The organism is Bradyrhizobium sp. T-1, assembly GCF_053592855.1.
The window spans coordinates 3,762,610-3,787,473 of sequence record NZ_CM132115.1 but is presented as its reverse complement, the minus strand read 5'-3'; the positions used below and the strand labels follow the sequence as shown (position 1 = coordinate 3,787,473).

Here is a 24,864-nt window from a genome sequence, read left to right as displayed (position 1 = left end):
ACAGGCTGGTTACGCCTCGGGTTGCGCCTTGCTGGCGTCGCCATTGGCCCGGTGCTGACCGTTGATCCGCTGCTTCAGGATCGCCGACGGCTTGAACACCATCACCCGGCGCGGCGAGATCGGCACCTCGGTGCCGGTCTTCGGATTGCGGCCGATGCGCTGCCCCTTCTTGCGGACCATGAAGGAGCCGAACGAGGACAGCTTCACCGTCTCGCCCTTCTCAAGGCAGTCGGTGATCTCCTTCAGCACGAGTTCCACGAACGCAGACGATTCCGTCCGCGACAGGCCCACCTTCTGGTAGACGGCTTCACAGAGATCGACACGCGTTACGGTTTTACTTTGATCGGTCATCGCCCTGCCCCACATCACGGCGAACAATTGTTGTCTGAAATTATGAGCTTACGATACGGCGGTCAACACCGCTCATCAATGCAGACGCATCGATAATCGACGCCGATTCCGGCAAAATTTTATCGATTGTGGCTCTACCAGCGCACCAGTGCGGAGCCCCAGGTGAAGCCGCCGCCCATCGCCTCCAGCAGAACCATGTCGCCGCGCTTGATGCGGCCGTCCTTGCGCGCCACCGACAGCGCCAGCGGGATCGAAGCCGCCGAGGTGTTGCCATGGCGGTCCACCGTCAGCACCACCTTCTCCGGCGCGATGTGGAGCTTGTGGGCGGAGGCGTCGATGATTCGCTTGTTGGCCTGGTGCGGCACGAACCAGTCGATGCCGTCGGCATTGAGCCCCGTCGCCTGGAACGCATCGACGATCACGTCGGTGATCATGCCGACCGCATGCTTGAAGACCTCGCGTCCCTCCATGCGAAGATGGCCGACAGTCTGGGTCGAGGACGGCCCGCCATCGACGAACAGCTTGGCCTTGTGGCGGCCGTCGGAGCGCAGATGCGTGGTGACGATGCCGCGGTCGGTCGCGGGATTGCCCGGCTGCTCCTGCGCCTCGAGCACGACCGCGCCGGCGCCGTCGCCGAACAACACGCAGGTGCCACGGTCGTTCCAGTCGAGGATGCGCGAGAAGGTTTCGGCACCAATCACCAGCGCGCGCTTGTAGGCGCCGGTGCGCAGGAAATTGTCCGCCGTCGCCAGCGCGAAGACGAAGCCCGAGCACACCGCCTGAAGGTCGAAAGCCGCGCCGTGATTGATGCCGAGCCCGTGCTGCACGGCGACTGCGGTCGCGGGGAAAGTATTGTCGGGCGTCGAGGTCGCCAGCACGATCAGCTCGATCGATTGCGCATCCACGCCTGCATCGGCAAGCGCGGCCTGCGCCGCCTTGAGCGCAAGATGCGAGGTGAATTCGCCCTCGGCCGCAATGTGCCGCTCGCGAATGCCCGTCCGCTGCACAATCCATTCGTCGGACGTGTCGATACGCGCCGCCAATTGGGCATTGGTCACCACCTGCTCCGGCAGGTAGGAGCCGCAGCCCAGCACCACCGAACGAATCTTGGTCACGAAACATCCTCCGGCGCGGTTGGCACGGAACCTAGCGTACCCCCATCGCGGTTGAGCATCTGATTGATCTTGTTCAGAAGATCGAATTTGGCCATCTCATAACCAACATCGATCGCATAGGCAAAGCCTTCGGCATTGATGCCGCCATGGCTTTTGACCACGAGCCCGTTCAGTCCGAGCAGCACGCCGCCGTTCGACTTGTTCGGGTCCATCTTGTCGCGCAGGGCCTGGAAGGCATTGCGGGCAAAGAGATAACCGAGCTTGGACAGCCAGCTCCGCTGGATCTCGTTACGAAGCAAGTCGGCCATCTGGCGCGCGGTTCCCTCGGCCGCTTTCAGCGCAATGTTGCCGCTGTAGCCCTCGGTCACGATGACGTCGGCCAGCCCCTTGCCGATACCGTCCCCCTCGACGAACCCGACATAATCGAGTTCCGGCAGGTTCTTCGCGCGCAGGATTTCACCGGCCTCGCGGATCTCCTCATGCCCCTTGATCTCCTCGGTCCCGATGTTGAGCAGGCCGACCGTCGGGCGCTTCTTGTCGAACACCACGCTCGCCATGGCCGCGCCCATCACCGCGAGCGCCACCAGATGGCGCGCATCGCCGCCGATCGTGGCACCGAGATCGAGCACGACGGACGAGCCGCGCATGGTCGGCCACACGGCAGTGATCGCAGGCCGATCGATGCCAGGCAGCGTGCGCAGATGGAAGCGCGCCATTGCCATCAGCGCGCCGGTATTGCCGGCGGAAACCGCAACATCCGCCTCCCCCTTTTTCACCGCATCGATCGCAAGCCACATCGAGGAGGTCTTGCGGCCGCGGCGCAGCGCCTGGCTCGGCTTATCCTCGCCGCTGACGGCAACGTCGGTATGGATGATCCGGGAGGCAGCCTTGAGCTTCGGATGGCGCTCGAGCTCGGGCTCGATCCTGGCGCGATCGCCGACCAGCAGAAACTCGGTCCCGGGATGCCTGCCAAGCGAGATGGCCGCGCCTGGAATGACGACAGGGGCGCCGACATCGCCCCCCATGGCGTCAAGCGCGATACGAACCTTGCTTGGCATCAAAATCCCGGAAACCTGGTCTGGCGCGGTCGTCAAAGAGCGGGGCCGCGGAATGGGCTCGCCATGGACATGGCGACCGGCCAAGCGCCACGCCGCACCCGGACCGGGGCGGACAATAGCGTTTTGTTATCCCGAAACAACCTCTTGCCCCCAGGCTTTTGGATTGAGGACAATCCGCCGGCAGAACGCCAAAATCAAAAATAAACGCATATAACTCAAACAGATGCGACGATCTTTCAAACCGGCCCCGCAAGCACCTCACAGCCCGTCGCACAGCGCTCTTACGGGGAATGCCCAGCTATTTGCCTTTCTTCTTGCCCTGCTTGTTGTCCTGGAGGGCCTTCAGCGCCGCAAACGGATGGTCCTCCGGATCGGGCGCGGTGACCTCAGCCTCGAACACGGCGCCCGGCTTGCGGGGATAGGGATCAATCGCCAGGAACAGGGCATCGGTTGCGATCCGGCCGAGATCGATGATTCCGTTGACGATGGCCTCCGGCGCATCGGCGACCTCCGGCGGCTCCTCGCCGTCCTGCCCCTCCTCGATCAGGTCCTCCAGCCGCCGTGTTTCGGCCTCGGGCGCAAAGGTCAGATCAACCTCCTCGTCGATCTCGCTCTCGATCGGATCGAGGGTGACCACGCAGGTCTGGCCGACCCGGGCGCGGACATGGCCCGTGACCTGGATCCGGCCGCCGCTCTTCGGCACGACCTCAAAGTCGGCCTGGGCTGACAGGATGTCGCGCAGGCCCGCGACATCGGCCATTGCCTGGCGCTCGGCCGCCGAGGCTTCGAGCGCGCGGTGCAGCCCGGTATCGGGAATCTGGGCCACCATCACGGGCACGCGCCAGGGATCGGGTTCAGATCCGGTCATCGGTCGGGTCATGACGCCTCATCCTCTCGAAACGGTGCGGGAAACTTGAAGGATCCGAGCAGCAGCGTGGGATCGGCGATTTGCCCGAGCTGCGCATTCGCGGCCTTTGCGTAAGCGGCCAGCCGCCGCGCATGGTCCATGCCTGTCCCATTCAAGATATTCTTGCAGATCGCCTGCGCCAGCGCCTCAGCGTCGGCGTCGATCGCCTGGTCGTAGGCCTGGACGCGGCCGTAAAACGCCTCGCCGAAGGCCCGCATCCGCTTCGGGACGGTCTGGTCGCCGACGCCCATCTCGCGCAGATTGTCGTCCATGTCCTCGCAGAAGCGGTCGAACAGCGCCTGCGACAGCTCCGTCCCGCCTTGGGCGGTCCTTAAGCGCCGCAGCAATAGCCAGAGATGCAGCAGCAACAGGTCAAAACGGCCGTTAACCGTATCCGGTACGCCCAAGTCCCGGTAAAATATGGGTTCTCGCGCCTGCGTCACGATCATGCCATAGATGGCTTCAATGGTGCCGGCCGGGGCTAGCCGGGGTTTCCTGAAGTGATTGAACGGCCAAAGCATTGTGGTTTCCGCAAGCGGGCGCGCGCGAGTTGCATTCAGAGCCTCCGCCCGGTACTTCAGCGCCTCGCGCGACGCAAGGGGACGGAATCAGTTCCGCTATGACGATAACGAACCAGACCAGCCCGCGCGCAAATCAGCGGCGCGGCCTTCATTCGCGCTGGCGCGGCTTGCGCCTGCTCGCGGCCGTGGCTCTGGTCGGTGGCGCCCTTGCGGGATGCACCGGCGAGCAGTTCCAGAAGGGCTACATCCTACCGCCCGGCGCACTGGAGCAGATTCCGATCGGCGCGAGCCAGGACCAGGTGCTGATCGTGATGGGTACGCCCTCCACGGTCGCGACGCTGGACGGTGAAGTCTTTTACTACATCTCGCAGCGCTCCGAGCGCATGGTCGCCTTCATGAACCAGAGGGTGGTCGACCAGCGCGTCATCGCCGTCTATTTCGACAAGAACCGGCGCGTGCGCCGGCTTGCGAATTACGGCCTGCAGGACGGCAAGATCTTCGATTCCATCAGCCGGACCACGCCGACCTCGGGTCAGGAGATGAACTACCTCACGCCGCTGTTCAAGCTGCTCAGCTTCAACTGAGATCGTGAGCTGACATTGCGGCCTGCGGCGTCGTGCCGCTCTCCGCACAACGTCCGCCATCGCGTGCGACTTGCCGTTGCGCACCGGGTTCCCTACGCTCCCTGCAAAATAAGAGGCTGGGAGTGGATTCGTGTCCGGGAAACTTCGAGGCAAACCTCAAGACAAACTTCAGAACAGATTGCTGTCCCGCCGCCGCGTGCTCGCGGGGGCCGTCGGTCTGTCGGCCGCAGCCATCCTGCCGCGATCGAGCCTTGCCGACTGGAAGCCGACCGAGAATGTCCGCATCATCGTGCCGGCCGCGGCAGGCGGCTCGACCGACGTGATGGGCCGGCTGCTTGCCGCCCATCTCCAATCCGTCTGGGGCCAGACGGCGGTCGTCGAAAATCGCTCGGGCGGCGGCGGCACGATCGGGACGGCCGAGGTCGTCCGCGCCAAGGCCGACGGCCACACCATCCTGATCGGCAATCCCGGCCCGAACGCGATCGCCTACAGCATCTTCAAGAACCTCACCTACAAGTCGGACCAGCTCCAGCCTGTCACCAACATGATCCGGATCCCGAACATCGTGTCGGCGCATCCGAAGACCGGCATCAAGTCGGTCGCCGAGCTGATCGCGTATCTGAAGGCCAATCCGGACAAGCTCAGCTACGCCTCCTCCGGTGTCGGCCAGAGCCCTCACCTCACCGGCGCCTGGTTCCTCCAGCTCACCGGGCTGAAGATGACGCACATCCCGTTCCGCGGCGCCGGGCCTGCGCTGCAGGCCGCGCTTGCTGGCGACATCCAGATCCTGTTCGACAATCTCTATCCGAGCCTGCCGCAGGTGCAGAACGGCACGCTCAACGGGCTCTGCGTCACCACGACCGAGCGCAGTGAGCTCGCGCCGAACCTGCCGACCATGCGCGAAAGCGCCCCCGAGCTTGCAAACTTCGACGTGTCGTCATGGTTCTCGGTGTTCCTGCCGAAGGGCGTCCCCGCCCCCGTGCTCGATGCGCTCAATCTCCAGGTCAAGGCGATGCTGGAGCGGGACGACATCAGGAAGCAGATCACCGCCATGGGCGCCCGCGCCGACTACGGCACGCCGCAGCAATTCGCCGACTTCGTGGACGCCGAGACGAAGAAGTTCGCCGGCATCATCCAGAAGGAAGGACTGCAGATGGACGTGCAGTAGAAGGCGCTCTCAAGAGAGGCGGCAGATAGCGCCCAGCACACCGCTGTCCATTCCCCGCGAAGGCGGGGAATCCGGTACGCCGCGCCCTATCCGTATCCCACCATGGTCTCTGGAATACAGGATCACCCTGCGCGGGCGATGACAGTGAGGTTGAGGCTCCGCTCGCGATGCTTCCCCCGCCCTGCCGGGCTCGACAAAAAAGTGAAAAACAACCCCATGCACAGTAGAGGCGCGGTCGCACGTCGGCTCATGCCCGCTCGGCGATTTCGCATTTCACGAATTCCATTTGACGCGTCGGGCAAAACAGTGGCACTATGCCATCGTGGTCCTCGTCGATAGCAGCAACGGCCAGTCGCCGCGACGCACAACGTCTCGGCTTTCGGAATCCGACGAACGAGCGATCCTCATTTCATGTTGAACCAGATACCTCGTGATTGCGGACCGGCAATTTAGGCGATGGTCCGGCACCGCACCTACGTCGCACGGGGCGCGCCGATCGCCACGCCGGTGAGCGTTCCGTTCATGTGCATCGGACCATACAGCTCGCCATAGGTATTGCAGCCGAACACACGATGGGTCCGGTACAGTTCCGACATGTCGCGGTCGCATCGATGCGCGACGCCCATGCGCCTCTGAACCGACTCGAACCCGATATAGAGTGAGACCTCCCCGATTTCTTCCTCGATGTGCGCGAAAAGATCACCGGTCGGGTCGACCGGGTCACGCAGTGTGGCCACCGTCAACACGAGGCCTTTGTCGATGGCGGAGGCAAAATGGAGCGTGCCGTCCGCATCGACCCGGCGTATCGAGCGTGCGTAATACGCATCGCCGACCCGTACCAGCACAGGATGGGATGCCAACGCAGCCAAATCGAGGACACCGCCGGCGATGCCGGCCATGCGAGAGTACTCGGCTGCTGCGGGCTCGGCATTCAATTCGCTGACAATACGTCGATCCGGATCGGCCTCCGTCACGACCATCTTTTCCGTGCCAGGCTCGCACGTGTCGCAAGAGAAGATGAGGAACGGCAACGACGTCCTGAACACAAGGAGCACCGCCGCATCCGTATGGGCACGGCCCCCGAAATAGACCCAGCTGCGCTCAAATCGCAGACCATCGGCGGCCGAGCCGCCGACCAGCGGAATAGGACCAAGCGCGGCATGAATCGCAGCCAATACGACCTCTTCCCGCTGGCACATGCCATCGATGAGCAACAGCCCGAAACAGCGCTCGCCATCGGCATTGCCGCCGTGGCCGAAGAAGCGATGCCGAATATCCGCGCCGATCGTGCGATGATCTTCGATGCGAAAATCCGAGAGTCCCAGGATGGGGTGAGCAGCCACGTCGAAATCGGCAGCGCTGAAGCCGAGCGCGACGACGCTGTTTTCATCCCATCCGTTGAGCGCAATCTCGCCGGCGGTCGTGCAGCCGAAGACTGGCGTGCCCGTGAAGCGGGTCGCCATTTCCGCCGCAAACCGATGCGGATCGTAACGCGGCGAAACAAACACGAGCACCGCCGCAAGCCCGCTGGCCGGGAGAACGCTTGCCAGCTCCGCCGCCGCACGCACGGGGGTCGACGCTTTCGTCTCGACGGCGACAACACCGGATGGGCATCGATTGAGCATCCGCGTCAGAAACCTGCGTGCTGAAGCGCGATGAGTTCCGATTGAATCATCATCGCGCTTCTTCGTTGTCGGAATGCGGCCGTTCAGTTGACAGGTGTGGCGAGCAACTCGGACAGGTTGGCGTCGAGCTGTGCGAGCATCTGCGGATCGGTGCCGAATAGACCCAGGTGCCCGTCGATGCTGGCCAGCGGGCGGAACTCGCTTCCCGGAATGAGCCGTTGCTCGACCTCGCAATCGGCCGGCGGGAAGAACATGTCATGACTGATCGGCATCACGAATGTCTTCGCCTTGATACGCCCGAGAGCGGCAGCAAGGTCGCCGCCGGCGTTGCGACTGACGTCGCCGCGCTGCCACTTCCACGCCATGGACAGCAGATTGTTCGGGTCCATCGGCGCGAAGTAACCGGTCATGAAGGTGTCGACGAAGGCCTGCACGGTTTCGAAACCCAGCGCCTTGTGCCGATTGGCCCGGAAGAAGTCGGTGCTCCAACCCATCACGGTCCAGAGCTTCGCCTGTCGCTTGAGGCCCGCGGCGACGTCGGCCGGCGAGCCGTAGCGTCCTTCGCGGAAGCCCGGATCGCTCGTGATGGCCTCATTCAGCGTCTCGGCGAAGAGGAAGTCGTGCTCGGTATTCTTCGCCGTACCGGCGATCGGCGCCGCGCGCTTGACGAAATCCGGATAGCGCACGGCCCACTCGTAGGTCTGCTGCGCGCCCATCGAGCCCCCGACCACGAGCGCCAGGCTCTTAAGCCCGAAGTTTTCGGTCACCAGCCGATGCTGGGCGCGAACATCGTCGCTGATGCGGACCTTCGGGAAATTGGGTCCGGCCATCGCACCACCAGCGTTGTGCGGCGACGTCGACAATCCACTGCCGATCTGGTTGACCACGATGATGAAGTATTTCGCAGGATCGAGCGCCCGGCCCGCGCCGATATAGGCCTGCTCCATGATCTTGCTCGTGCCCGAATACCAGGTGGGAACGAGAATGGCGTTGTCCTTCGCAGCGTTGAGCGCGCCGTGCGTGGCGACGGCGAGCTTACAGCCGGGAATGGTGCCGCCATCCTCGAGCGGCAGGTCGCCGATGTCGATCATCTCGTAGGGGCCGTGACCTTCAGGCCCGTAATAGGGATTGTTGCTCATTTGAATTTTCCTTCGGACCTGAGTCAATTCATCGCGAGACCGGGATAGCCGCTGGCGGCCAGCTCGTCGCATTGTCGGTTGTAGTTGCCGACGCCCCCGATATAGGACAACAGCCGGCGCGGCTTGCCGTCGACGTTGGAGCCCATGTACCAAGAGTCGGTTTTGACCACGAGCGTCGCCGCAGCGGTGTCGTCATGGTGCTTCACCCAATTGTCCTCGAACTCCCGGGTGGCCTCGATCGTCTGCTTGCCTTGCGTCCGCGCGTAGCCGATGCAGTCGGTGATCCAGTCGACCTGCTGCTGCAGACAGGTGGTCATGTTGCAGAGTGCAGCCGAAGGTGCGAGCGGCGCGCCGGTCGTAAACAGGTTCGGATAGCCATGGACCTGGAGGCCCATGGCGGTACGAATCTCCTGCTTCCATTGGTCTTTCAGCGAACGACCGTCGCGGCCGCGGAAGTCGATCCGGCTCAGCGCGCCGGATCCGGCGTCGAAACCGACCGCGAGGATAATGACGTCGACCTCGTGAACCTTGCCGTCGGAGGTCTGGATACCCTCGGGTACGATGTACTCGATCGGCGTGGACCGGCAGTCGATCGCTTCGACGTTGTCCTGCAGATAGACCTCGAGATAGCCGTTCTCGAGCGGCACGCGGTGCGTGCCGAAGCCATAATCAGAAGGGATCAGGAGGTTGCACAGTTTCGGATCGTTGCGCAGGCGCTCACGCATCTTGCCCCGCACGAAGTCGGACACGACGGCGCTGACCGTTTCGTCGAAGAACATCTCCGGGAAGGTCGCGAGCCACATCGACAGCGAGCCTTCTTTCCAGAATTTTTCCAGCACTTCCGTGCGCTCTCCGGGCGTCAGCTCCGCCCAGGGGCGGTTCTCGAAGTCGTAATGGAAGCCGGCAAAGGTCGAACGGACACGCTTCTTCAGGTCGTGGAATTGACTGGCCCAGACGTCCCATTCGGCCTGGCTATATCGCGGATTCTGCATCGGCACGACGTATTGCGGCGTCCGCACGAAGATCTTCATTTCGGCCACGTCGGGAGCGATGGTCTGGATGACCTGGATGCCCGTCGCACCGGTACCGACCACCGCGACGCGCTTACCTTTGAGATCGACGCCGGTCTTCGGCCATCGTCCGGTATGGTGGATCTCACCTCGGAACGTCGACTGGCCGGGAAAGCGGTCGACCAGCGGAGCCGACAGCATGCCACAGCAGGCGAGGACGTATTGCGTGTCGATCCTCTCGCCGGCGTCCGTCGTGACCGTCCAGCGGCCATCCTTCTCGCGATAATGGGCCGAGGCGATGCGGCTGTTGAATTGAATGTCCTTCTTCAGGTCGAGGTGATCCGCGACGAAGTTCAGCCAGCGTTCGGTCTCCGGCTGCGCGGGAAATCGTTCGCTCGGCTTCCAGGCCTTGTACAGATCTTCGGAGAACCAATACTGGTAGACCTCGACCTGGGAGTCGAAGCGCGCACCCGGATAGCGATTCCAGTACCAGGTGCCCCCCACCCCCGATGCCGTATCGTAGGCGCGGACGTTCAGTCCCATCTCGCGCAGGCGATACAACTGATAGAGACCGGCGATTCCGGCGCCGATGACCAGCGCGTCCAACCGTGTTGTCGGTGCATCCGCACGCGACGCATGTGTCGGCTCCAACAAGGTGCCCATAACGTTTCCCCTCTTTTGTGGCGGCCGCTTGAGCGACCGAATGGCCATTCGGCCGTGGGGAGGAACGTTAAGAGCGACGTGCAGCGCCGTCTTGAATGAACCAGTGGGTTTGTTGAAGGATCAGGTGAAGGCGCGCTAGCGAGAGCTGTCGTCCCTCAGGGCGGCGGGCGTCCGTCCCAGCCGTGCGCGCATGACGCGCGTCAAATGGGCCTGATCCGCGAAGCCGCATTCCGACGCGATCGCCTTCACCGGCAGGCGACCAAGAGCCAGCATCTGCTGCGCTTTTTCGAGCCGACGGTCGACGACATACTGGTGGGGGCTGGTCTGAAACGAGGCACGAAAGCGCTTCCCGAAAGTCCATACGCCCATCGAGGCGACTTCGGCGAGCTCCTCGAGCGAAAGCGGCTGATCGATCCGCGCTTCGATGTAGTCGACAATCCGCTTGCGTATTGCCGGCGGCAGCTCGCCCCTTCCGGACTTGTCGACAAATTGAACCGATGCAAAGTTGCGAAGCAGATTGACGACGAGCTGTGTGCTCAACGCATCGACGTATAGCGCACCGCCGATGCCGTTGCCGCTGGCTTCGCGCGATATGGCCTCGACGGCTTCGGTCACGATCGGGCTTTGCGTGCGCAAGATGTCGTGCAGCCGCACCGCAGCGATCGGCCGCTCGAGGACGTCGGCGGCCACGCGGGACACCACGGCGTCCGAGAGATAGACATGCGAGACATCGATCTGCTCGGTCCAGTGCCAGTGCGAGGCCTGCGAGCGGGTCAATAGCGAGACATCCCCCGGATGACACTCGGTCCGGGTCCAGCGTCCCTCGAAACGCCGCTCCATCATGGTGCTGCCGCGCTTGTAGGAGACGATCATGAAATCGGCCATCGCGGGCACTGGGACGTCGAGACCGCAATAGCGGTAGGTCCGCAGCTCAACGCCCTTCCAGCCTTGACCGGCACTGCAGCGCAGCAGCTCGCCCGGTACCCAGCGCGGCAGTTCTTCCGGTCGAATGAGCAGTGCCATGGGATTTTTCCAACGTCGCGGACTGACGGCACCTGTGCGAACCATTCTCAACAGCAGGTTTGGACGTGTCAAGCCAACCCTGAATGGCGTGGCGCGCAAGCGTTGCAGATGGACGTGGCGTGACGCGCAGTGTCATTCCGGGGCGGCTCGCAAGAGCCGAACCCGGAATCTCGAGATTCTCAGGTGCGCAATTGCGCACCATAGTTCGGTGCCGCGGACCGCCCCGGAATGACGACGGAAACCAAAAACCCCGCGGCTCGCGCCGCGGGGTTTTGTCTTGCGTCGTTTGCGCGGCTCAGTGCGCCAGGATCGCCAGCAGCAGCAAGGCCACGATGTTGGTGATCTTGATCATCGGGTTCACCGCGGGGCCCGCCGTGTCCTTGTAGGGATCGCCGACGGTGTCGCCGGTCACGGCCGACTTGTGGGCATCAGAGCCCTTGCCGCCGAAATGACCGTCCTCAATGTACTTCTTGGCGTTGTCCCAGGCGCCGCCGCCCGAGGTCATCGAGATCGCGACGAACAGGCCGGTCACGATCACGCCGAGCAGCATGGCGCCGACCGCGGAGAACGCCGCCGACTTGCCGGCGACGCCGCCGCCCGCGATCGCGTAGATCACGAAGTAGACGACGATCGGCGACAGCACCGGAAGCAGCGAGGGGATGATCATCTCCTTGATCGCCGCGCGCGTCAGCAGGTCGACCGCCTTGCCGTAGTCAGGCTTGTCGGTGCCCTGCATGATGCCCGGCTTCTCGCGGAACTGACGACGGACCTCCTCGACGATCGCGCCGGCCGCGCGGCCGACGGCGGTCATGCCCATCGCGCCGAACAGATACGGCAGCAGGCCGCCGAACAGCAGGCCCACCACGACGTAAGGGTTGTTCAGCGAGAAGTCCGGATTGACGCCGGCGAAGTAGGCGTGATGCGCGCTGTCCGCAACGAAGAACTTGAGGTCCTGGTTGTAGGCCGCGAACAGCACCAGGGCACCGAGACCGGCAGAGCCGATCGCATAGCCCTTGGTCACTGCCTTGGTGGTGTTGCCGACCGCGTCGAGCGCGTCGGTCGACTTGCGCACCTCCTTCGGCAGGCCCGCCATCTCGGCGATGCCGCCGGCGTTATCGGTCACCGGACCGAACGCATCGAGCGCGACGACCATGCCGGCCAGCGCCAGCATGGTGGCGGTCGCGATCGCGATACCGAACAGGCCGGCAAGGCTATAGGTGACCAGGATGCCGGCGATGATCACGAGCGCAGGCAGCGCGGTCGCCTCCATCGAGACGGCGAGGCCCTGGATCACGTTGGTGCCGTGACCGGTGACCGACGCCTGGGCGATCGACTTCACCGGCCGATAGTCCGTGCCGGTGTAGTATTCGGTGATCCAGATGATCAGCGCGGTGACGATGAGGCCGACCACGCCGCATTCGAACAGCGCCATGCCGGTATAGTCGACGCCTTCGAGCTTGCCGAAACCGATCAGGTAATAGATCACCACGGCAATGCCGATCAGCGACAGGATGCCGGTTGCGATCAGGCCCTTGTAGAGCGCGCCCATGATCGACTGGCTCGGCCCGAGCTTGACGAAGAAGGTGCCGATGATAGAGGTGATGATGCAGATGCCGCCGATGGCGAGCGGCAGCGTCATCATGTTGGCGAGGATCGGCGTCTTGGCGAAGAAGATCGCCGCGAGCACCATGGTGGCGACCGCGGTCACCGCATAGGTCTCGAACAGGTCGGCCGCCATGCCGGCGCAGTCGCCGACGTTGTCGCCGACGTTGTCGGCGATGGTGGCCGGGTTGCGCGGATCATCCTCCGGAATGCCCGCTTCGACCTTGCCGACGAGATCGCCGCCGACATCCGCCCCCTTGGTGAAGATGCCGCCGCCGAGACGGGCGAAGATCGAGATCAGCGAGGCGCCGAAGCCGAGCGCCACCATGGCGTCGACCACGGTGCGGCTGTCGGGCGCGAGCTTGAGCGAGTGGACCAGGAAGCCGAAATAGAGCGTCACGCCGAGCAGCGCGAGACCCGCCACCAGCATGCCGGTGATCGCGCCCGCCTTGAAGGCGAGCTCGAGGCCGCCGGCGAGCGACGTGGTCGCGGCCTGGGCGGTACGCACGTTGGCGCGGACCGAGACGTTCATGCCGATGAAGCCGGCCGCCCCCGACAGGATGGCGCCGATCAAAAATCCGATCGCCACATAGAGACCGAGGAAATAGGCAAGCAGCACGAAGATGACGATGCCGACGATGCCGATCGTGGTGTACTGGCGCCGGAGATAGGCCTGTGCGCCCTCACGCACCGCTCCCGCGATCTCCTGCATGCGCGGTGACCCCGCATCTGCACTCAACACCGAAGACGTCGCCCAAATCGCGTAGACGACGGAAAGCACTCCGCAGAGCACTATCAACCATAATGCTGTCATGTGATTTTTGCCTCAGATCCTTGATGTACGACCCCCGGCGCCTTTTGTTGTCCGTCGTGCGGTGCGGCGCCTTGATTTTGAACAAAGCCGCCCGCAGGCGGCTTTAGTCAGCCACAAGCTTGCCAAAATCAAATTGAGGGTGCAACGCCGGATGAGGCCGAAAAAGCCGATCTCGGCAAGTATTTAGACCAAATCCCGCGCCGAGCGCTTGGCCGGCTGCTCAGATGCAGCACCCGTCGGCGGGCAGGACTTGGCAGGGCGTTGGCAGGGCTTTGGCAGGGCTTGGCCTAAGCGGCCGCCCTCAGGGGATGCCGGGATGAAGACGCCAATTCCAAAATCTGCCCGTCGGCCGTCGTGCGTCGGTTGAAGATCTTGACCTCGTAGACGCTGCCGCTCGTGCCGGCCTCCAGCGTCACCGAAACGACCTGGTCGAGCGTGAGGACGCCAAGCGGGACATCCTGGTCGGGCAGGATCAGCGTCGCCAGCTCGCCAACGACCACGATCACCAGATGGCCTTTCGCCATGTTGCTCTTCGACAACAAGCGGAGTTGGCCGTGATAAGGCTGCCGGGTCCAGGCCGATGGCAGGCCGGGATCAACCGCGACCTGGATGTTGTTGGTCTGGGGATGCACGGTGAGCACCATCTTCGACTGATCGGGCTTCCAGTGCATGGGCAAGGCCGGCATGGTTTTCCAGAGACAATCAAACGCCGCGCACTCGCTCGGCAGATTGTCATGGATCCTGCAGCCTTGGCCCGGTTTGCAGTGCGAGCACCATTTGCCGGCGGGCTTGTCGAACGCGACCACGTTGTAGACCTTGCAGCAGAGCGTGCAGCCTCCGCACTCCCGCCTGGCAGCAGCCAGCGCCTCGCTCAAACCCGAAACGGCCGCCGTCATCGAATCAGATCCATTGCCTGCTTTTGCATCAATGGATGCGGATACATCCGTTGGCTGTCGCGGGGATTGCGGCCGCTACGCCAGAGATCAGGTCGGGCGCGAGGGAGCTGAATTCAGAAGTGGCTATAGGACAGGCGCTTCAAGGTCAGTTCCTGGCCCTGGCCATCGAGGAACCGCGGCCTCTCGAGACCCGGAACAATCGTGCCGATCGCGGTGACGGCCACGCCCGCCGCCCGCCCCGCCGCGATCAGCGCATCGCTCTGGGCCAGCGGTGCCGTGCACAGCACCTCGTAATCGTCGCCTCCGGCAAGCAGCGTCTCGATGCAAATCGCGCTGCGCGCGATCAATCCAGCCGCCGCGGCCGAGCGCGGCACGCTCGCCACGTCGACGGTGGCCGAGACACCGGACGCCGCGCAGAGTTTCGTCAGGTCGCCGGCGAGCCCGTCGGAGACGTCCATCGCGGCTGTCGCGTGCTCGCGCACGGCCTGCGCCAGCACGTTGCGCGGCTGCGGGATCCGATAGCGGGAGACAAGGGCCTCTCTGGCGGCAGGATCGGACGCGAGCACCGTCGCCGCCGCTCCACCCGTGAGCACGTCGAGGCCGAGCGCGGCATCGCCGATCGTTCCCGTCACCAGAATGCGGTCGCCCGGCCGCGCGCCGGTGCGACCGACCATCCGCCCTTTCGGCACGCGCCCGAACATGGTGATCGAAATCATCTGCGGTCCCGGCGTCGACACCGTATCGCCGCCGAGCAGCGGGCATCCAAAGCTGTTTGCGTCCTCGCCAAGCGCGTCCGCGAACGGCCTGAGCCAGGCATCCTCCTTGGCTCGCAGCGCCAGCGTCAGCACGAAGCCGGCCGGAGCAGCACCCTTGGCCGCGAGATCGGACAGGTTCACCCGCAGCGCCTTGCGCGCGATGGTGTCGGGCGGATCAGTGGCAAGATAATGCACGCCCTCGACCACGGCGTCGGTGGTGACGACGATGTCCTCGCCGGATGAGGACAGGATCGCGGCGTCATCGACCAGAGCGAATGCACCGGGGTCAGTCGCCAGCGGCTTGAAATAGCGCGCGATGAGGGAGTCTTCGGCGGAGGTTTCCGGTGCGTTCGTCATCGGCGCTAGCCCCAAATTCCACTGTCATCGCCCGGCTTGACCGGGCGATCCAGTACGCCGAGACGCCTGATATCAATCACCGCTGCCGCGGCGTACTGGATCACCCGCCTTCGCGGGTGATGACAGCGGAATGTGTGCCTACCCCCGCCCGAACTCGTCACCGCGGAACTGGCGGCCGATCTGATCGAGCACGGCGTTGACCATGCCGGTCTCCTCGCGGTCGACGAAGGCGTTGGCGACGTCGACATATTCGGAGATCACGACGCGGCCCGGCACGTCCCTGCGGTGCTCCAATTCGTACGCCCCTGCCCGCAGCACCGCGCGCAGGATCGCTTCGATCCGCTTCAAGGGCCAACCCCTCGACAGCGCCTCGTCGATCAGCGGATCGAGCTTCTTCTGGTCACGCACGACGCCGGAGACGACGTCGCGGAAGAACGCGGCTTCCGCCGGCAGGTAAGTATCGCCCTCGACCTCGTTGCCGAGCCAGTGGCTCTCGAACTCGGCAAAGATGTCGTTGATGCCGGCGCCGGCGATGTCCATCTGGTACAGCGCCTGGACGGCCGCGAGCCGCGCCGCACCGCGCCGGTTCGCTTTCTTCTCCGTAAGCCCTGCCGGTTTCCTGGTGTCAGCCATTTTCTTAGGATCAGCCATGGCTCAGGCCCGCGCCGTGCGGCGTTTGATGCGCAGCATCGCGAGCGCCGCGCGCGCGGCATCGCCGCCCTTGTTGAGCTCGCTGGCGCGCGCCCGCGCCCAGGCCTGGTCCTCATTGTTGACGGTGAGGATGCCGTTGCCGAGCGGCAGCTTGCGCGCGACGGCAAGGTCCATCAGCGCGCGCGAGGATTCCTGCGAGACGATCTCGAAATGAATGGTGTCGCCGCGGATGACGCAGCCGAGCGCGATGACGGCGTCATAGGGCTTGCCGTTCGCCGCAGCCGCGTCGACCGCGATGGCGACTGCCGCCGGGATCTCCAGCGCGCCGGGAACCGTGATGACGTCATGCGTGAGGCCGGCCGCCTTCAGCTCGGCGACCGCGCCGTCCAGAAGCGCGTCCTGGAGATCGTCATAGAACCGCGCCTCGACAATCAGCGCACGCGCGCCGGAAATGTCGGTCTGGTCCTTCAGGGGTGCGCGCCGCGCGTCTGCCATCGTCTCAATCCGTTCTAGCAAGTCGTCTCTTGGGTCGGCGCGTTATGTAGTCGCCGCAGGCACGTAAGCCAAGTTTTAAACCGTCATTTCCGTCAGCCGCGCCGCATAGCGGGCCATCAGATCGACCTCGATATTGACCTCGCTGCCCGCCTTCCAGCTGCCGATCGTGGTGACATCAAGGGTATGCGGGATGATCAGCACCGAAAAGGTCACATCCTTCACCGTGTTGACCGTCAGCGAGACGCCATCGAGCGTGATCGAGCCTTTGGTCGCGATGAAGCGCGCCAGCTCCCGCGTGGTGGAGAGCTCGAACCGCGCCATGTCCGGCAGGTCCTCGCGGCTGACGAGGGTCGCAATGCCGTCGGCATGGCCGGCGACGATGTGGCCGCCGAGCTCGTCGCCAATCTTCAGCGCCCGTTCGAGGTTGAGTCTGGTGCCGACCTTCCAGTGCTTGGCCGTCGTCAGCGCCAGCGTCTCCGCGGCGGCATCGACGTCGAACCAGGTTTTGTCACCTGCGACACCGGAGGCAACCACCGTCAGGCAGACACCGTTGCAGGCGATCGAGGCGCCGTCGGCGATGGTGGTCTGGTCATAGCTGCAGGCGATGCGCAGGCGGTGCAACTGGCCCTGCGCGGTCGGCGTGAAGCCGACGATCTCGCCGATATCGGTGACAATGCCAGTGAACATTACGCGCGCTCGTAGATGGTGAGAGTATCCTTGTCCAATGTCTCGCTAGCATGAACCTTGTAGGCCTGCGACTGCGTGATTTTCGACAGGGGCAATGCATCGAGCGCATCGACGCCGTCGGCGCCCACCTCTTCCGCGCCGCGGAACAGCCAGATCTCGTCGACGAGACCAGCCGACACGAAGGATGCGGCAACGCGGCTGCCGCCCTCGACCATCAGCCGCGTGATGCCCTTTTCGGCCAGCGCATGCAGCACGGCCGGAAGGTCGAGCCCGGACGCACTGCCCGGCGGCACCCGCATGATCTGCGCACCGGCCGCGCCAAGGCGCGTCGCGGCGGCCGCTTCCGCAAGCTCCGAGCCGATCACCCAAAGCGGCGTCTCCCGCGCGGAGCGCACCAGCTGGCTCGAGGCGGGAATGCGCAGGCTCTGATCGAGCACCACCCGCACCGGCGAGCGCGCCGCCATGCCCGGCAGGCGGCAATTGAGCTGCGGATCGTCCGCCAGCACCGTGCCGATGCCGACCAGGATGGCATCGCTCGAGGCACGCAGCAGATGCACGCGATCGCGCACGGCCTCGCCGGTGATCGCCAGCGGCTTGCCGCCGGCTGCGGCGATCTTGCCGTCGGGCGAGACCGCGAGCTTCAGGATCACATGCGGACGGTTGTCCCGGATGCGGCGGAAATGACCGGCATGGTCGAAGGCGGCCTCCGCGCCGCACAGACCCACATCCACGGTGATGCCCGCCGCACGCAACCGCGCATGGCCCTGTCCCGCGACGTCCGGATTGGGATCCTCGATCGCTGCCACCACGCGCTTGATGCCGGCGGAGATCACCGCATCGGCGCAAGGCGGCGACTTGCCGAAATGCGAGCATGGCTCGAGCGTGACATAGAGCGTGGCGCCGTGCGCCGCCTCACCCGCTCGTCGTAACGCTTCACGCTCCGCATGCGGCCGTCCGCCTGCTTGCGTCCAGCCGCGGCCGACGATGATTCCGTCCTTGACGATGACGGCGCCCACGGCCGGATTGGGCCAGGTCCGCCCCTGCCCGCGCCGCCCCAACGCCAGCGCCAGCTGCATGAAGCGGCGATCGGCCTCCTTGGACTCGCGGATCCTCGCGGCGAATTGATCCTCCAGGATGCGGAAGATCATTTGCGGATCGCGGCGAGCCGCGCTTCCTCCTCGCCGGAGAGCTCGCCGAGCACCTCTGCGAAATCCTTGGCCTCGCGGAAATTGCGGTAGACGGAGGCAAAGCGCACATAGGCGACGTCGTCGAGCGTGCGCAGATGCTCCATCACGGTCTCGCCGATCACCTCGGAGGAGATCTCGGCCTCGCCGCCGGTCTCGAGCTCGCGCACGATGGTGGAGACCATCTTCTCGACCCTTTCGGGCTCGACCGGCCGCTTGCGCAACGAGATCGACACCGAGCGCATCAGCTTGTCGCGATCGAACGGCACGCGGCGGCCGTTGCGCTTGATCACCGTGAGCTCGCGCAGCTGCACGCGCTCGAAGGTGGTGAAACGGAATTCGCAGGCGACGCACACGCGCCGCCTGCGGATGACGGAGGAATCCTCGGTCGGACGCGAGTCCTTTACCTGCGTATCGAGACTATTGCAGTTCGGGCAGCGCATCCGTGTACCCTAAGCCTTACTGGTAGATCGGGAACCGGTCGGTGAGCGCCTTGACCCGTTCCTTGATCGCGGCTTCCACCAGCGGCGCCTTGCCGTCGGCGGACTGCGCGATCGCGTTGAGGACCTCGGCGATCATGCCGCCGACCTGCTGGAATTCAGCGACACCGAAGCCGCGGGTCGTCGCCGCCGGCGTGCCGAGACGAATACCGGAGGTGACAAACGGAGATTCCGGGTCGAAGGGAATACCGTTCTTGTTGCAGGTGATTGCAGCGCGAACCAGCGCCTTCTCCGAGGCGTTGCCCTTCAGGCCCTTCGGCCGCAGGTCAACGAGCATCAGATGGTTATCGGTGCCGCCGGAGACAATGTCGAAGCCGTGGCTCTTCATCGCCTCGGCCAGCGCCTTGGCGTTCTCGACGACATTCTTGGCATAGACCTTGAAGTCCGGACGCAGCGCCTCGCCGAAGGCGACCGCCTTCGCCGCGATCACGTGCATCAGGGGGCCACCCTGCAGGCCCGGGAAGATCGCCGAGTTGAACTTCTTGGTCAGCGCCTCGTCATTCCACAGCATCAGGCCGCCGCGCGGGCCGCGCAGCGACTTGTGCGTAGTCGTGGTGGTGACGTGGGCATAGGGCACCGGAGAAGCGTGCACGCCACCGGCGACGAGGCCCGCGAAGTGCGCCATGTCCACCAGCAGATAGGCGCCGACCGAGTCCGCGATCTCGCGGAAGCGCTTGAAGTCCCAGGCGCGCGAATAGGCCGAGCCGCCGGCCACGATCAGCTTCGGCTTGACCTCTTCGGCCTGCTTGGCGACCGCGTCCATGTCGATGATCTGGTCTTCGCGGCGCACGGTGTAATGCGCGGCCTTGAACCACTTGCCGCTCATGTTGACGGGCGAGCCGTGGGTGAGATGGCCGCCGGCCGCAAGGTCGAGACCCATGAAGGTGTCGCCGGGCTGCAGCAGCGCCAGGAACACCGCCTGGTTCATCTGGCTGCCGGAGTTCGGTTGCACGTTCGCGAAGTTCGCGCCGAACAGCTTCTTGGCACGATCGATCGCGAGGTTCTCGGCGACGTCGACCCATTCACAACCGCCGTAGTAGCGCGCGCCCGGATACCCCTCCGCGTATTTGTTGGTCATCACCGAACCCTGCGCTTCCAGCACGGCCCGGCTGACGATGTTCTCGGAGGCGATCAGCTCGACCTCGTGGCGCTGCCGCCCGAGCTCGCCCTTGATGGCGGCGGCGATTTCCGGGTCGGCCTGATCGAGCGAAGCGGTGAAAAACGAATCGGGCGCATTGGCGGTTTTGGCGAGGGTCATCTTGCGAATATCTCCACCGCCGCAGCCTTTTGGCGGGCTACGGGGGTCTTGGTGTGGCGATCGGAAGCGGCGAGCGCGATCTACCACATCGCCCGCCCCCGGCCAAGCATTTGCGGGTCGGGTGCGGGAATTATGCCAGATATGGTGGAGATCGCCGGGGCTGGGCCCGCAAGGTTACGGGGCTGCCCGGCGGGAGAATACGGATCGGCCAGCTCGGCCGCCCTATCGTTAACGAACAGGGCCCGTGGCCAATCGGAGGCAAAAATTGGCCCGGGGACCGCCGCCCTTCGGGCCATCCCGTCTACAGCCCGGTATACCCCGCCTTCACGGGATCCACGCTGCCGTCGAGCTGGCGCAGATAGGTCAGGCCGCAAACCGTCAACCTGTGGGTGTCCTTCTCGCCGGCTTCCATCAGGGTATTGAGGTAATTCGTCACCTTCTCCCGCGCCTCCTCGCTCGCCGCGGCCGTGCGGTTTGCGAGCAGGTCATAAGTCTTCATGATGCGGTCGATGACAGCTTCCATGGCACCCTCTGGCTCTCTTGAATTTTGGGAGTCTTGATCAGGCAACCGCTCTCGCCTCGGCGTGCGTCTCAAAGCGCGCGATCGCCTTGTTGGCCAGTCTGATCTTGTTGAATTCGCCGTGCTGGAGCAGCTTGACGATGATCTCGAGCAGGCGCTCGTTGGTGACGAGCGTGTCGGGGATCGCACCGGAGCGGCGCAGGTAGTTCGCGGCGATGGCATAAGCATCGCTCACGAGCTCGACGTTCATTGCCTGCAACCCGCGCTCGACCAGCATCGCGACCTCCGATCCGGAGAGACAACTGCGACGCGAGGGACCGGTTCCCTCCGCGGCAGATTTTTTCGCAAGCGCGAAAGGACAGCAAAGCGCGCCGGTTCCGGGGCAAGCCGGAACCGGCGCGATTGGGGAAGTCAGGCACGTTCGGGAAAGGCCGCCGGTCTTGTTGTGGGCCGGCTTGGCTTATCCCTTCTAAAACTCAGAGCCGATACAGGATCTGGTCGGTCCAGAACCGCTCGAGGCGGTGCAGCGACTTGTTGAGGGTCGAGAACTCCTCGCCGGAGATGCCGCCGACCTGCTCCACCGTCTTGACGTGCTTCTGGTAGAGAGAGTCGACGATGCGGCGGACTTCCTGACCCTGCGGCGTCAGGCGGATGCGCACCGAGCGGCGGTCAACCCGCGAGCGCTGATGGTCGAGGAAGCCGAGCTCGACGAGCTTCTTCAGATTGTAGGAGACGTTGGAGCCGAGATAGTAGCCGCGCGTGCGCAGCTCGCCCGCGGTCAGCTCCTTGTCGCCGATGTTATAGAGCAGGAGCGCCTGCACGGAATTGATGTCGGCGCGGCCACGACGATCGAACTCGTCCTTGATCACGTCGAGGAGCCGGCGATGCAGCCGCTCCACCAGAGTCAATGCTTCCAGATAGAGCGACTGAACCGAACCCTGCGGGCCCGAAACGCGCTCTGCGGTATCTGCCGCAGTTGCGACGGCTTTCATCATGACACTTCCCCTGTTGTCGTTTTTATCGACACTTATTCGACGAAACTTGTGTCCCGTCTGATAGGTGCAACTTAAGGGGCTCGTTTGAAGATCGGCTTAAATAAGAGAATAAAGAGATCATGAATTTAAGACAGTGAATTGCGCATTAAGCCTGTGCCACAAGCACTTTTCGCAACCGTCTGTTGACCGTGGCAAGGTCCTGTTCACCCTCCGTCCGAGCCGGTTGTCGCATTCCAGAACAGCCCCGCCCCGTTTCGAAACGCACGCGTAAGAGCTGTGGCGGATATCGCGAGGTCAATGAAAAGTTACCTCGAATTTTACGAAACCAACGGTCAACCACGAGCAACGCTCGTGTCCCGGACGAGCGCAGCGAAGCGGAGCGAAGATCCGGGACCCAGAGCCAAAAGCGAGATCAAGGAGAGATGAGCCCGGCTCTGCAACGCATCACGCCGCAAGTGCGGCGCGCTGCATTGCGTCCGGGGCACGAGAGAGCGTGCGTTGAAACGTCAGCGCCCCGACGGCTGCTACGGCGGCCGTTCGCGCGCCGCCATCCAGGCGAGCGCCAGATAAGCGGCGAGCATGAAGGCCTCGACGCCGACCACGACAAGGCTGCCGCCGTAGATGCCCGGGAACATCAGCTCGATCACCGCCATCGAGACCACGGTCGTCAGCCACACCACCGCTCCCCAGGGCGTGGCGAGCCACAGGCCGACCGCGGCGACGAGCTCGATCACGGCGAAATAGATGGTCGAGGCCTGCCAGGCCATCGACTGGTTTTCGAACGCCTCGTCCTCGCCGCCGACGAAGCCCGTGACCTGCGCCCAGTGATAGAGGCCCTTGAGGATCGACAGCAGTGCCATCACGCGCAGGAACAGCACCAACCGCCGCGTCCAGACATTGTCGTCGGACTCAGGCCTTTCCGACGAGATCGCCGCCACCGACATTGCGCTGTCGCGGGCGCTGTCTCTGACGGCATCCCTGGTATTGGCGCTGTCGCGGGCCGCATCGCGGGTGGAGATCTCGGACATGGCCCCCTTCTCGCTGTTTCGCCCATCAAAATCAATCGGCTGCCATCACCTTGCGGGAGGTCAAGCCGCCGTGACGGGAACCATGCGAGCTGGTATAAGAATAATTCCAGCCGGGAGAAGAGTAATGGCGATCAAATACGGACGTCCGATCGAATTGCGCGAGGTCGCGCGCGGAGTTGGTGCCGCAGTGCCCCATGCCCTCGATCTGACCGTCCGCCCGCGCCGCAACCGCAAGGCCGAATGGGCCCGGCGCATGGTGCGCGAGAATGTGCTCACCACCGACGACCTGATCTGGCCGCTGTTCCTGATCGACGGCAACAACAAGCGCGAGCAGGTCGCCTCGATGCCGGGCGTCGAACGCCTCAGCGTCGATCAGGCCGTGCGCGAGGCCGAGCGCGCGATGAAGCTGACGATCCCCTGCATCGCCTTGTTTCCCTACACCGACCCGTCCCTGCGCGACGAGGAGGGCTCGGAAGCGACCAACCCGAACAATCTGGTCTGCCAGGCGGTGCGCGCGATCAAGAAGGAGTTTCCCGAGATCGGCCTTCTCTGCGACGTCGCGCTCGATCCCTTCACCAGCCACGGCCATGACGGCCTGATCTCCGACGGCAAGATCCTGAACGACGAGACGGTCGCCGTGCTGGTGCGCCAGGCGCTGGTGCAGGCCGAAGCCGGCTGCGACATCATCGCGCCCTCCGACATGATGGACGGCCGCGTCGCCGCGATCCGCGAGGCGCTGGACCGCACTGGCCTCCTCGACGTGCAAATCATGGCTTATGCCGCAAAGTACGCCTCGGCCTTTTACGGCCCGTTCCGTGACGCGATCGGCTCGGCCAAGACGCTCACGGGCGACAAGCGCACCTATCAGATGGACAGCGCCAACACCGACGAGGCGCTGCGCGAGGTCGAGCTCGACATCGCTGAGGGCGCCGACATGGTGATGGTGAAGCCTGGCATGCCCTATCTCGACGTGGTCCGCCGCGTGAAGGATACGTTTGCGATGCCGACTTTCGCCTACCAGGTCTCCGGCGAGTACGCGATGATCGCGGCCGCCGCGGGCAACGGCTGGCTCGACGGCGACCGCGCCATGATGGAGAGCCTGCTCGCCTTCAAGCGCGCCGGCGCGGATGGCGTGCTCAGCTATTTTGCGCCGAAGGCGGCGGAGAAGCTGCGCGCACAGGGGTGACCACCTGCGCCGGGACGACACCGGTGCTTGTAGCGCCAACATCGCGCCCTCCCCCGCCCCCGAATCGCCGGAATATTTCGGCTTGTTGACGCCCGCGCACCCTTGGCAGGGGAAAAGGCTGTTCCCATGTCCTGCCTTGCGGAGTTTTCCCTGGGAGAGCGGACATGTCGTATTCGGATTCGGGCAACGCCTGGCGCAACGACGGCGGCGCGCAGCCGCACGCCTACGATCCCTACCTGCATCCGGAACTGTTTCGCGGCGTCGCGACGCGGCGGGCGTTCGCGTTCCTGATCGACATGGTCGTGATCTCCGTGCCCGTCATCCTCGGCTACATCTTCATCGCCCTGTTCGGCGTGGTCACGCTCGGCATCGGCTGGGCGCTATTCTGGCTGGCTTGGCCGGCCTCCGTGATCTGGGCGATCGTCTATTACGGCGCCTGCATCGGCGGTCCCTCCTCCGCGACGATCGGGATGCGGGTGATGGATCTGGAGCTGCGGACCTGGTACGGCGCCCCCGGCTACTTTGTCCTCGGCGCCACCCATGCCGTGCTGTTCTGGGTGACGGTCTCGTTCCTGTCGCCCTTCGTGGTGCTGGTCGGTTTGTTCAATGGCCGCCGTCGGCTGTTGCACGACTTCGTGCTCGGCACGGTCGTGATCAACAATTCCGTTCGGGCGCCCGTGCCGCAGACGGCAAGGACCTACTAACCCGGATGCGCTAAGCTGAGTGATCTGACCGACACCGCAGACCGATTGACCGGGGGCCTTCGTAGCGC

General features: G+C 64.3%; 26 protein-coding genes. 4 read left to right on the top strand and 22 right to left on the bottom strand.

Annotated features, from left to right (window positions below; translation table 11 throughout):
* Window positions 1-9 precede the first annotated feature (9 nt).
* From ACWAT4_RS18215 to ACWAT4_RS18195, 5 genes are all read right to left on the bottom strand, one after another.
* Window positions 10-351: an integration host factor subunit alpha gene (locus ACWAT4_RS18215; protein WP_206733146.1), complete on the bottom strand. Its 342-nt coding sequence runs from the start codon at window positions 349-351 to the stop codon at window positions 10-12.
* Window positions 352-485: 134 nt separating this feature from the next.
* Complete coding sequence (locus ACWAT4_RS18210) at window positions 486-1,466, bottom strand: beta-ketoacyl-ACP synthase III (RefSeq protein WP_212424489.1); 981 nt, start codon at window positions 1,464-1,466, stop codon at window positions 486-488.
* Window positions 1,463-2,524: a phosphate acyltransferase PlsX gene (gene plsX, locus ACWAT4_RS18205; RefSeq protein ID WP_212301015.1), complete on the bottom strand. Its 1,062-nt coding sequence runs from the start codon at window positions 2,522-2,524 to the stop codon at window positions 1,463-1,465. The genes ACWAT4_RS18210 and plsX overlap by 4 nt, the downstream gene beginning before the upstream one ends.
* A gap of 298 nt (window positions 2,525-2,822) precedes the next feature.
* Window positions 2,823-3,404: a YceD family protein gene (locus ACWAT4_RS18200; RefSeq protein ID WP_449731055.1), complete on the bottom strand. Its 582-nt coding sequence runs from the start codon at window positions 3,402-3,404 to the stop codon at window positions 2,823-2,825.
* Window positions 3,401-3,952, bottom strand: a complete 552-nt coding sequence (locus ACWAT4_RS18195; RefSeq protein WP_449731054.1) for a ubiquinol-cytochrome C chaperone family protein — start codon at window positions 3,950-3,952, stop codon at window positions 3,401-3,403. The genes ACWAT4_RS18200 and ACWAT4_RS18195 overlap by 4 nt, the downstream gene beginning before the upstream one ends.
* 98 nt (window positions 3,953-4,050) lie before the next feature.
* Between ACWAT4_RS18195 and ACWAT4_RS18190 the strand changes: the two genes are divergently transcribed.
* Window positions 4,051-4,536 carry an outer membrane protein assembly factor BamE gene (locus ACWAT4_RS18190; protein ID WP_212301018.1) on the top strand — a complete coding sequence of 162 codons (486 nt, stop codon included), beginning with the start codon at window positions 4,051-4,053 and terminating at the stop codon, window positions 4,534-4,536.
* Window positions 4,537-4,714: 178 nt separating this feature from the next.
* Window positions 4,715-5,704 (top strand): Bug family tripartite tricarboxylate transporter substrate binding protein, encoded by a 990-nt coding sequence (locus ACWAT4_RS18185; RefSeq protein WP_449731053.1) that lies wholly within the window; start codon window positions 4,715-4,717, stop codon window positions 5,702-5,704.
* Window positions 5,705-6,177: 473 nt separating this feature from the next.
* On the opposite strand, the gene ACWAT4_RS18180 is transcribed toward ACWAT4_RS18185, so the two are convergent.
* The 17 genes from ACWAT4_RS18180 to ACWAT4_RS18100 form a co-directional block, all read right to left on the bottom strand.
* On the bottom strand, window positions 6,178-7,272 hold the full coding sequence (locus ACWAT4_RS18180) for an FIST signal transduction protein (protein WP_449731052.1): 1,095 nt from the start codon (window positions 7,270-7,272) through the stop codon (window positions 6,178-6,180).
* A 140-nt stretch (window positions 7,273-7,412) separates the two neighbouring features.
* Entirely contained in the window at window positions 7,413-8,468 is a 1,056-nt protein-coding gene (locus ACWAT4_RS18175) for an alpha/beta fold hydrolase (protein ID WP_212301022.1), read from the bottom strand.
* Between the two features lie 23 nt (window positions 8,469-8,491).
* Window positions 8,492-10,141 carry a flavin-containing monooxygenase gene (locus tag ACWAT4_RS18170; protein ID WP_449731051.1) on the bottom strand — a complete coding sequence of 550 codons (1,650 nt, stop codon included), beginning with the start codon at window positions 10,139-10,141 and terminating at the stop codon, window positions 8,492-8,494.
* A gap of 135 nt (window positions 10,142-10,276) precedes the next feature.
* A complete protein-coding gene (locus tag ACWAT4_RS18165) occupies window positions 10,277-11,164 on the bottom strand; it encodes a helix-turn-helix domain-containing protein (RefSeq protein ID WP_449731050.1) in 888 nt (295 codons plus the stop codon).
* A 295-nt stretch (window positions 11,165-11,459) separates the two neighbouring features.
* Window positions 11,460-13,580: a sodium-translocating pyrophosphatase gene (locus ACWAT4_RS18160; RefSeq protein ID WP_212424483.1), complete on the bottom strand. Its 2,121-nt coding sequence runs from the start codon at window positions 13,578-13,580 to the stop codon at window positions 11,460-11,462.
* Between the two features lie 287 nt (window positions 13,581-13,867).
* Window positions 13,868-14,476 carry a hypothetical protein gene (locus ACWAT4_RS18155; protein ID WP_449731049.1) on the bottom strand — a complete coding sequence of 203 codons (609 nt, stop codon included), beginning with the start codon at window positions 14,474-14,476 and terminating at the stop codon, window positions 13,868-13,870.
* Between the two features lie 113 nt (window positions 14,477-14,589).
* Entirely contained in the window at window positions 14,590-15,588 is a 999-nt protein-coding gene (gene thiL, locus ACWAT4_RS18150) for a thiamine-phosphate kinase (protein WP_449731048.1), read from the bottom strand.
* Between the two features lie 138 nt (window positions 15,589-15,726).
* The gene (gene nusB, locus ACWAT4_RS18145) at window positions 15,727-16,221 is read right to left on the bottom strand and encodes a transcription antitermination factor NusB (RefSeq protein WP_212301028.1); all 495 of its coding nucleotides are present in this window, start codon (window positions 16,219-16,221) and stop codon (window positions 15,727-15,729) included.
* Window positions 16,222-16,242: 21 nt separating this feature from the next.
* A complete protein-coding gene (gene ribH, locus ACWAT4_RS18140; protein ID WP_212301029.1) occupies window positions 16,243-16,734 on the bottom strand; it encodes a 6,7-dimethyl-8-ribityllumazine synthase in 492 nt (163 codons plus the stop codon).
* Window positions 16,735-16,809: 75 nt separating this feature from the next.
* On the bottom strand, window positions 16,810-17,421 hold the full coding sequence (locus tag ACWAT4_RS18135; RefSeq protein ID WP_212301030.1) for a riboflavin synthase: 612 nt from the start codon (window positions 17,419-17,421) through the stop codon (window positions 16,810-16,812).
* A complete protein-coding gene (gene ribD, locus ACWAT4_RS18130) occupies window positions 17,421-18,569 on the bottom strand; it encodes a bifunctional diaminohydroxyphosphoribosylaminopyrimidine deaminase/5-amino-6-(5-phosphoribosylamino)uracil reductase RibD (protein WP_449731047.1) in 1,149 nt (382 codons plus the stop codon). Before ribD ends, ACWAT4_RS18135 begins: the two co-directional genes overlap by 1 nt.
* On the bottom strand, window positions 18,566-19,048 hold the full coding sequence (gene nrdR, locus ACWAT4_RS18125; RefSeq protein WP_063683081.1) for a transcriptional regulator NrdR: 483 nt from the start codon (window positions 19,046-19,048) through the stop codon (window positions 18,566-18,568). The genes ribD and nrdR overlap by 4 nt, the downstream gene beginning before the upstream one ends.
* 16 nt (window positions 19,049-19,064) lie before the next feature.
* A complete protein-coding gene (gene glyA / locus ACWAT4_RS18120; RefSeq protein WP_212301032.1) occupies window positions 19,065-20,363 on the bottom strand; it encodes a serine hydroxymethyltransferase in 1,299 nt (432 codons plus the stop codon).
* A gap of 301 nt (window positions 20,364-20,664) precedes the next feature.
* Complete coding sequence (locus ACWAT4_RS18115; RefSeq protein ID WP_212301033.1) at window positions 20,665-20,886, bottom strand: hypothetical protein; 222 nt, start codon at window positions 20,884-20,886, stop codon at window positions 20,665-20,667.
* A gap of 37 nt (window positions 20,887-20,923) precedes the next feature.
* On the bottom strand, window positions 20,924-21,160 hold the full coding sequence (locus tag ACWAT4_RS18110; RefSeq protein WP_212301034.1) for a hypothetical protein: 237 nt from the start codon (window positions 21,158-21,160) through the stop codon (window positions 20,924-20,926).
* A gap of 199 nt (window positions 21,161-21,359) precedes the next feature.
* Window positions 21,360-21,878: a transcriptional regulator LdtR gene (ldtR, locus tag ACWAT4_RS18105; RefSeq protein WP_027529973.1), complete on the bottom strand. Its 519-nt coding sequence runs from the start codon at window positions 21,876-21,878 to the stop codon at window positions 21,360-21,362.
* Between the two features lie 524 nt (window positions 21,879-22,402).
* A complete protein-coding gene (locus ACWAT4_RS18100; RefSeq protein ID WP_212301035.1) occupies window positions 22,403-22,906 on the bottom strand; it encodes a DUF6163 family protein in 504 nt (167 codons plus the stop codon).
* Window positions 22,907-23,030: 124 nt separating this feature from the next.
* Between ACWAT4_RS18100 and hemB the strand changes: the two genes are divergently transcribed.
* Window positions 23,031-24,092 (top strand): porphobilinogen synthase, encoded by a 1,062-nt coding sequence (hemB, locus tag ACWAT4_RS18095; protein ID WP_449731046.1) that lies wholly within the window; start codon window positions 23,031-23,033, stop codon window positions 24,090-24,092.
* Window positions 24,093-24,256: 164 nt separating this feature from the next.
* Window positions 24,257-24,796: an RDD family protein gene (locus tag ACWAT4_RS18090; protein WP_212301037.1), complete on the top strand. Its 540-nt coding sequence runs from the start codon at window positions 24,257-24,259 to the stop codon at window positions 24,794-24,796.
* Window positions 24,797-24,864 lie beyond the last annotated feature (68 nt).

Coding starts and splice junctions, on each gene's coding strand:
- ACWAT4_RS18215 (WP_206733146.1), bottom strand. CDS start 351: ATGACCGATCAAAGTAAAACCGTAACGCGTGTCGATCTCTGTGAAGCC.
- plsX (WP_212301015.1), bottom strand. CDS start 2,524: ATGCCAAGCAAGGTTCGTATCGCGCTTGACGCCATGGGGGGCGATGTC.
- ACWAT4_RS18200 (WP_449731055.1), bottom strand. CDS start 3,404: ATGACCCGACCGATGACCGGATCTGAACCCGATCCCTGGCGCGTGCCC.
- ACWAT4_RS18195 (WP_449731054.1), bottom strand. CDS start 3,952: ATGCTTTGGCCGTTCAATCACTTCAGGAAACCCCGGCTAGCCCCGGCC.
- ACWAT4_RS18190 (WP_212301018.1), top strand. CDS start 4,051: ATGACGATAACGAACCAGACCAGCCCGCGCGCAAATCAGCGGCGCGGC.
- ACWAT4_RS18175 (WP_212301022.1), bottom strand. CDS start 8,468: ATGAGCAACAATCCCTATTACGGGCCTGAAGGTCACGGCCCCTACGAG.
- ACWAT4_RS18170 (WP_449731051.1), bottom strand. CDS start 10,141: ATGGGCACCTTGTTGGAGCCGACACATGCGTCGCGTGCGGATGCACCG.
- ACWAT4_RS18165 (WP_449731050.1), bottom strand. CDS start 11,164: ATGGCACTGCTCATTCGACCGGAAGAACTGCCGCGCTGGGTACCGGGC.
- ACWAT4_RS18160 (WP_212424483.1), bottom strand. CDS start 13,580: ATGACAGCATTATGGTTGATAGTGCTCTGCGGAGTGCTTTCCGTCGTC.
- ACWAT4_RS18155 (WP_449731049.1), bottom strand. CDS start 14,476: ATGACGGCGGCCGTTTCGGGTTTGAGCGAGGCGCTGGCTGCTGCCAGG.
- thiL (WP_449731048.1), bottom strand. CDS start 15,588: ATGACGAACGCACCGGAAACCTCCGCCGAAGACTCCCTCATCGCGCGC.
- nusB (WP_212301028.1), bottom strand. CDS start 16,221: ATGGCTGACACCAGGAAACCGGCAGGGCTTACGGAGAAGAAAGCGAAC.
- ribH (WP_212301029.1), bottom strand. CDS start 16,734: ATGGCAGACGCGCGGCGCGCACCCCTGAAGGACCAGACCGACATTTCC.
- ACWAT4_RS18135 (WP_212301030.1), bottom strand. CDS start 17,421: ATGTTCACTGGCATTGTCACCGATATCGGCGAGATCGTCGGCTTCACG.
- ribD (WP_449731047.1), bottom strand. CDS start 18,569: ATGATCTTCCGCATCCTGGAGGATCAATTCGCCGCGAGGATCCGCGAG.
- nrdR (WP_063683081.1), bottom strand. CDS start 19,048: ATGCGCTGCCCGAACTGCAATAGTCTCGATACGCAGGTAAAGGACTCG.
- glyA (WP_212301032.1), bottom strand. CDS start 20,363: ATGACCCTCGCCAAAACCGCCAATGCGCCCGATTCGTTTTTCACCGCT.
- ACWAT4_RS18115 (WP_212301033.1), bottom strand. CDS start 20,886: ATGGAAGCTGTCATCGACCGCATCATGAAGACTTATGACCTGCTCGCA.
- ACWAT4_RS18110 (WP_212301034.1), bottom strand. CDS start 21,160: ATGCTGGTCGAGCGCGGGTTGCAGGCAATGAACGTCGAGCTCGTGAGC.
- ldtR (WP_027529973.1), bottom strand. CDS start 21,878: ATGATGAAAGCCGTCGCAACTGCGGCAGATACCGCAGAGCGCGTTTCG.
- ACWAT4_RS18100 (WP_212301035.1), bottom strand. CDS start 22,906: ATGTCCGAGATCTCCACCCGCGATGCGGCCCGCGACAGCGCCAATACC.
- hemB (WP_449731046.1), top strand. CDS start 23,031: ATGGCGATCAAATACGGACGTCCGATCGAATTGCGCGAGGTCGCGCGC.
- ACWAT4_RS18090 (WP_212301037.1), top strand. CDS start 24,257: ATGTCGTATTCGGATTCGGGCAACGCCTGGCGCAACGACGGCGGCGCG.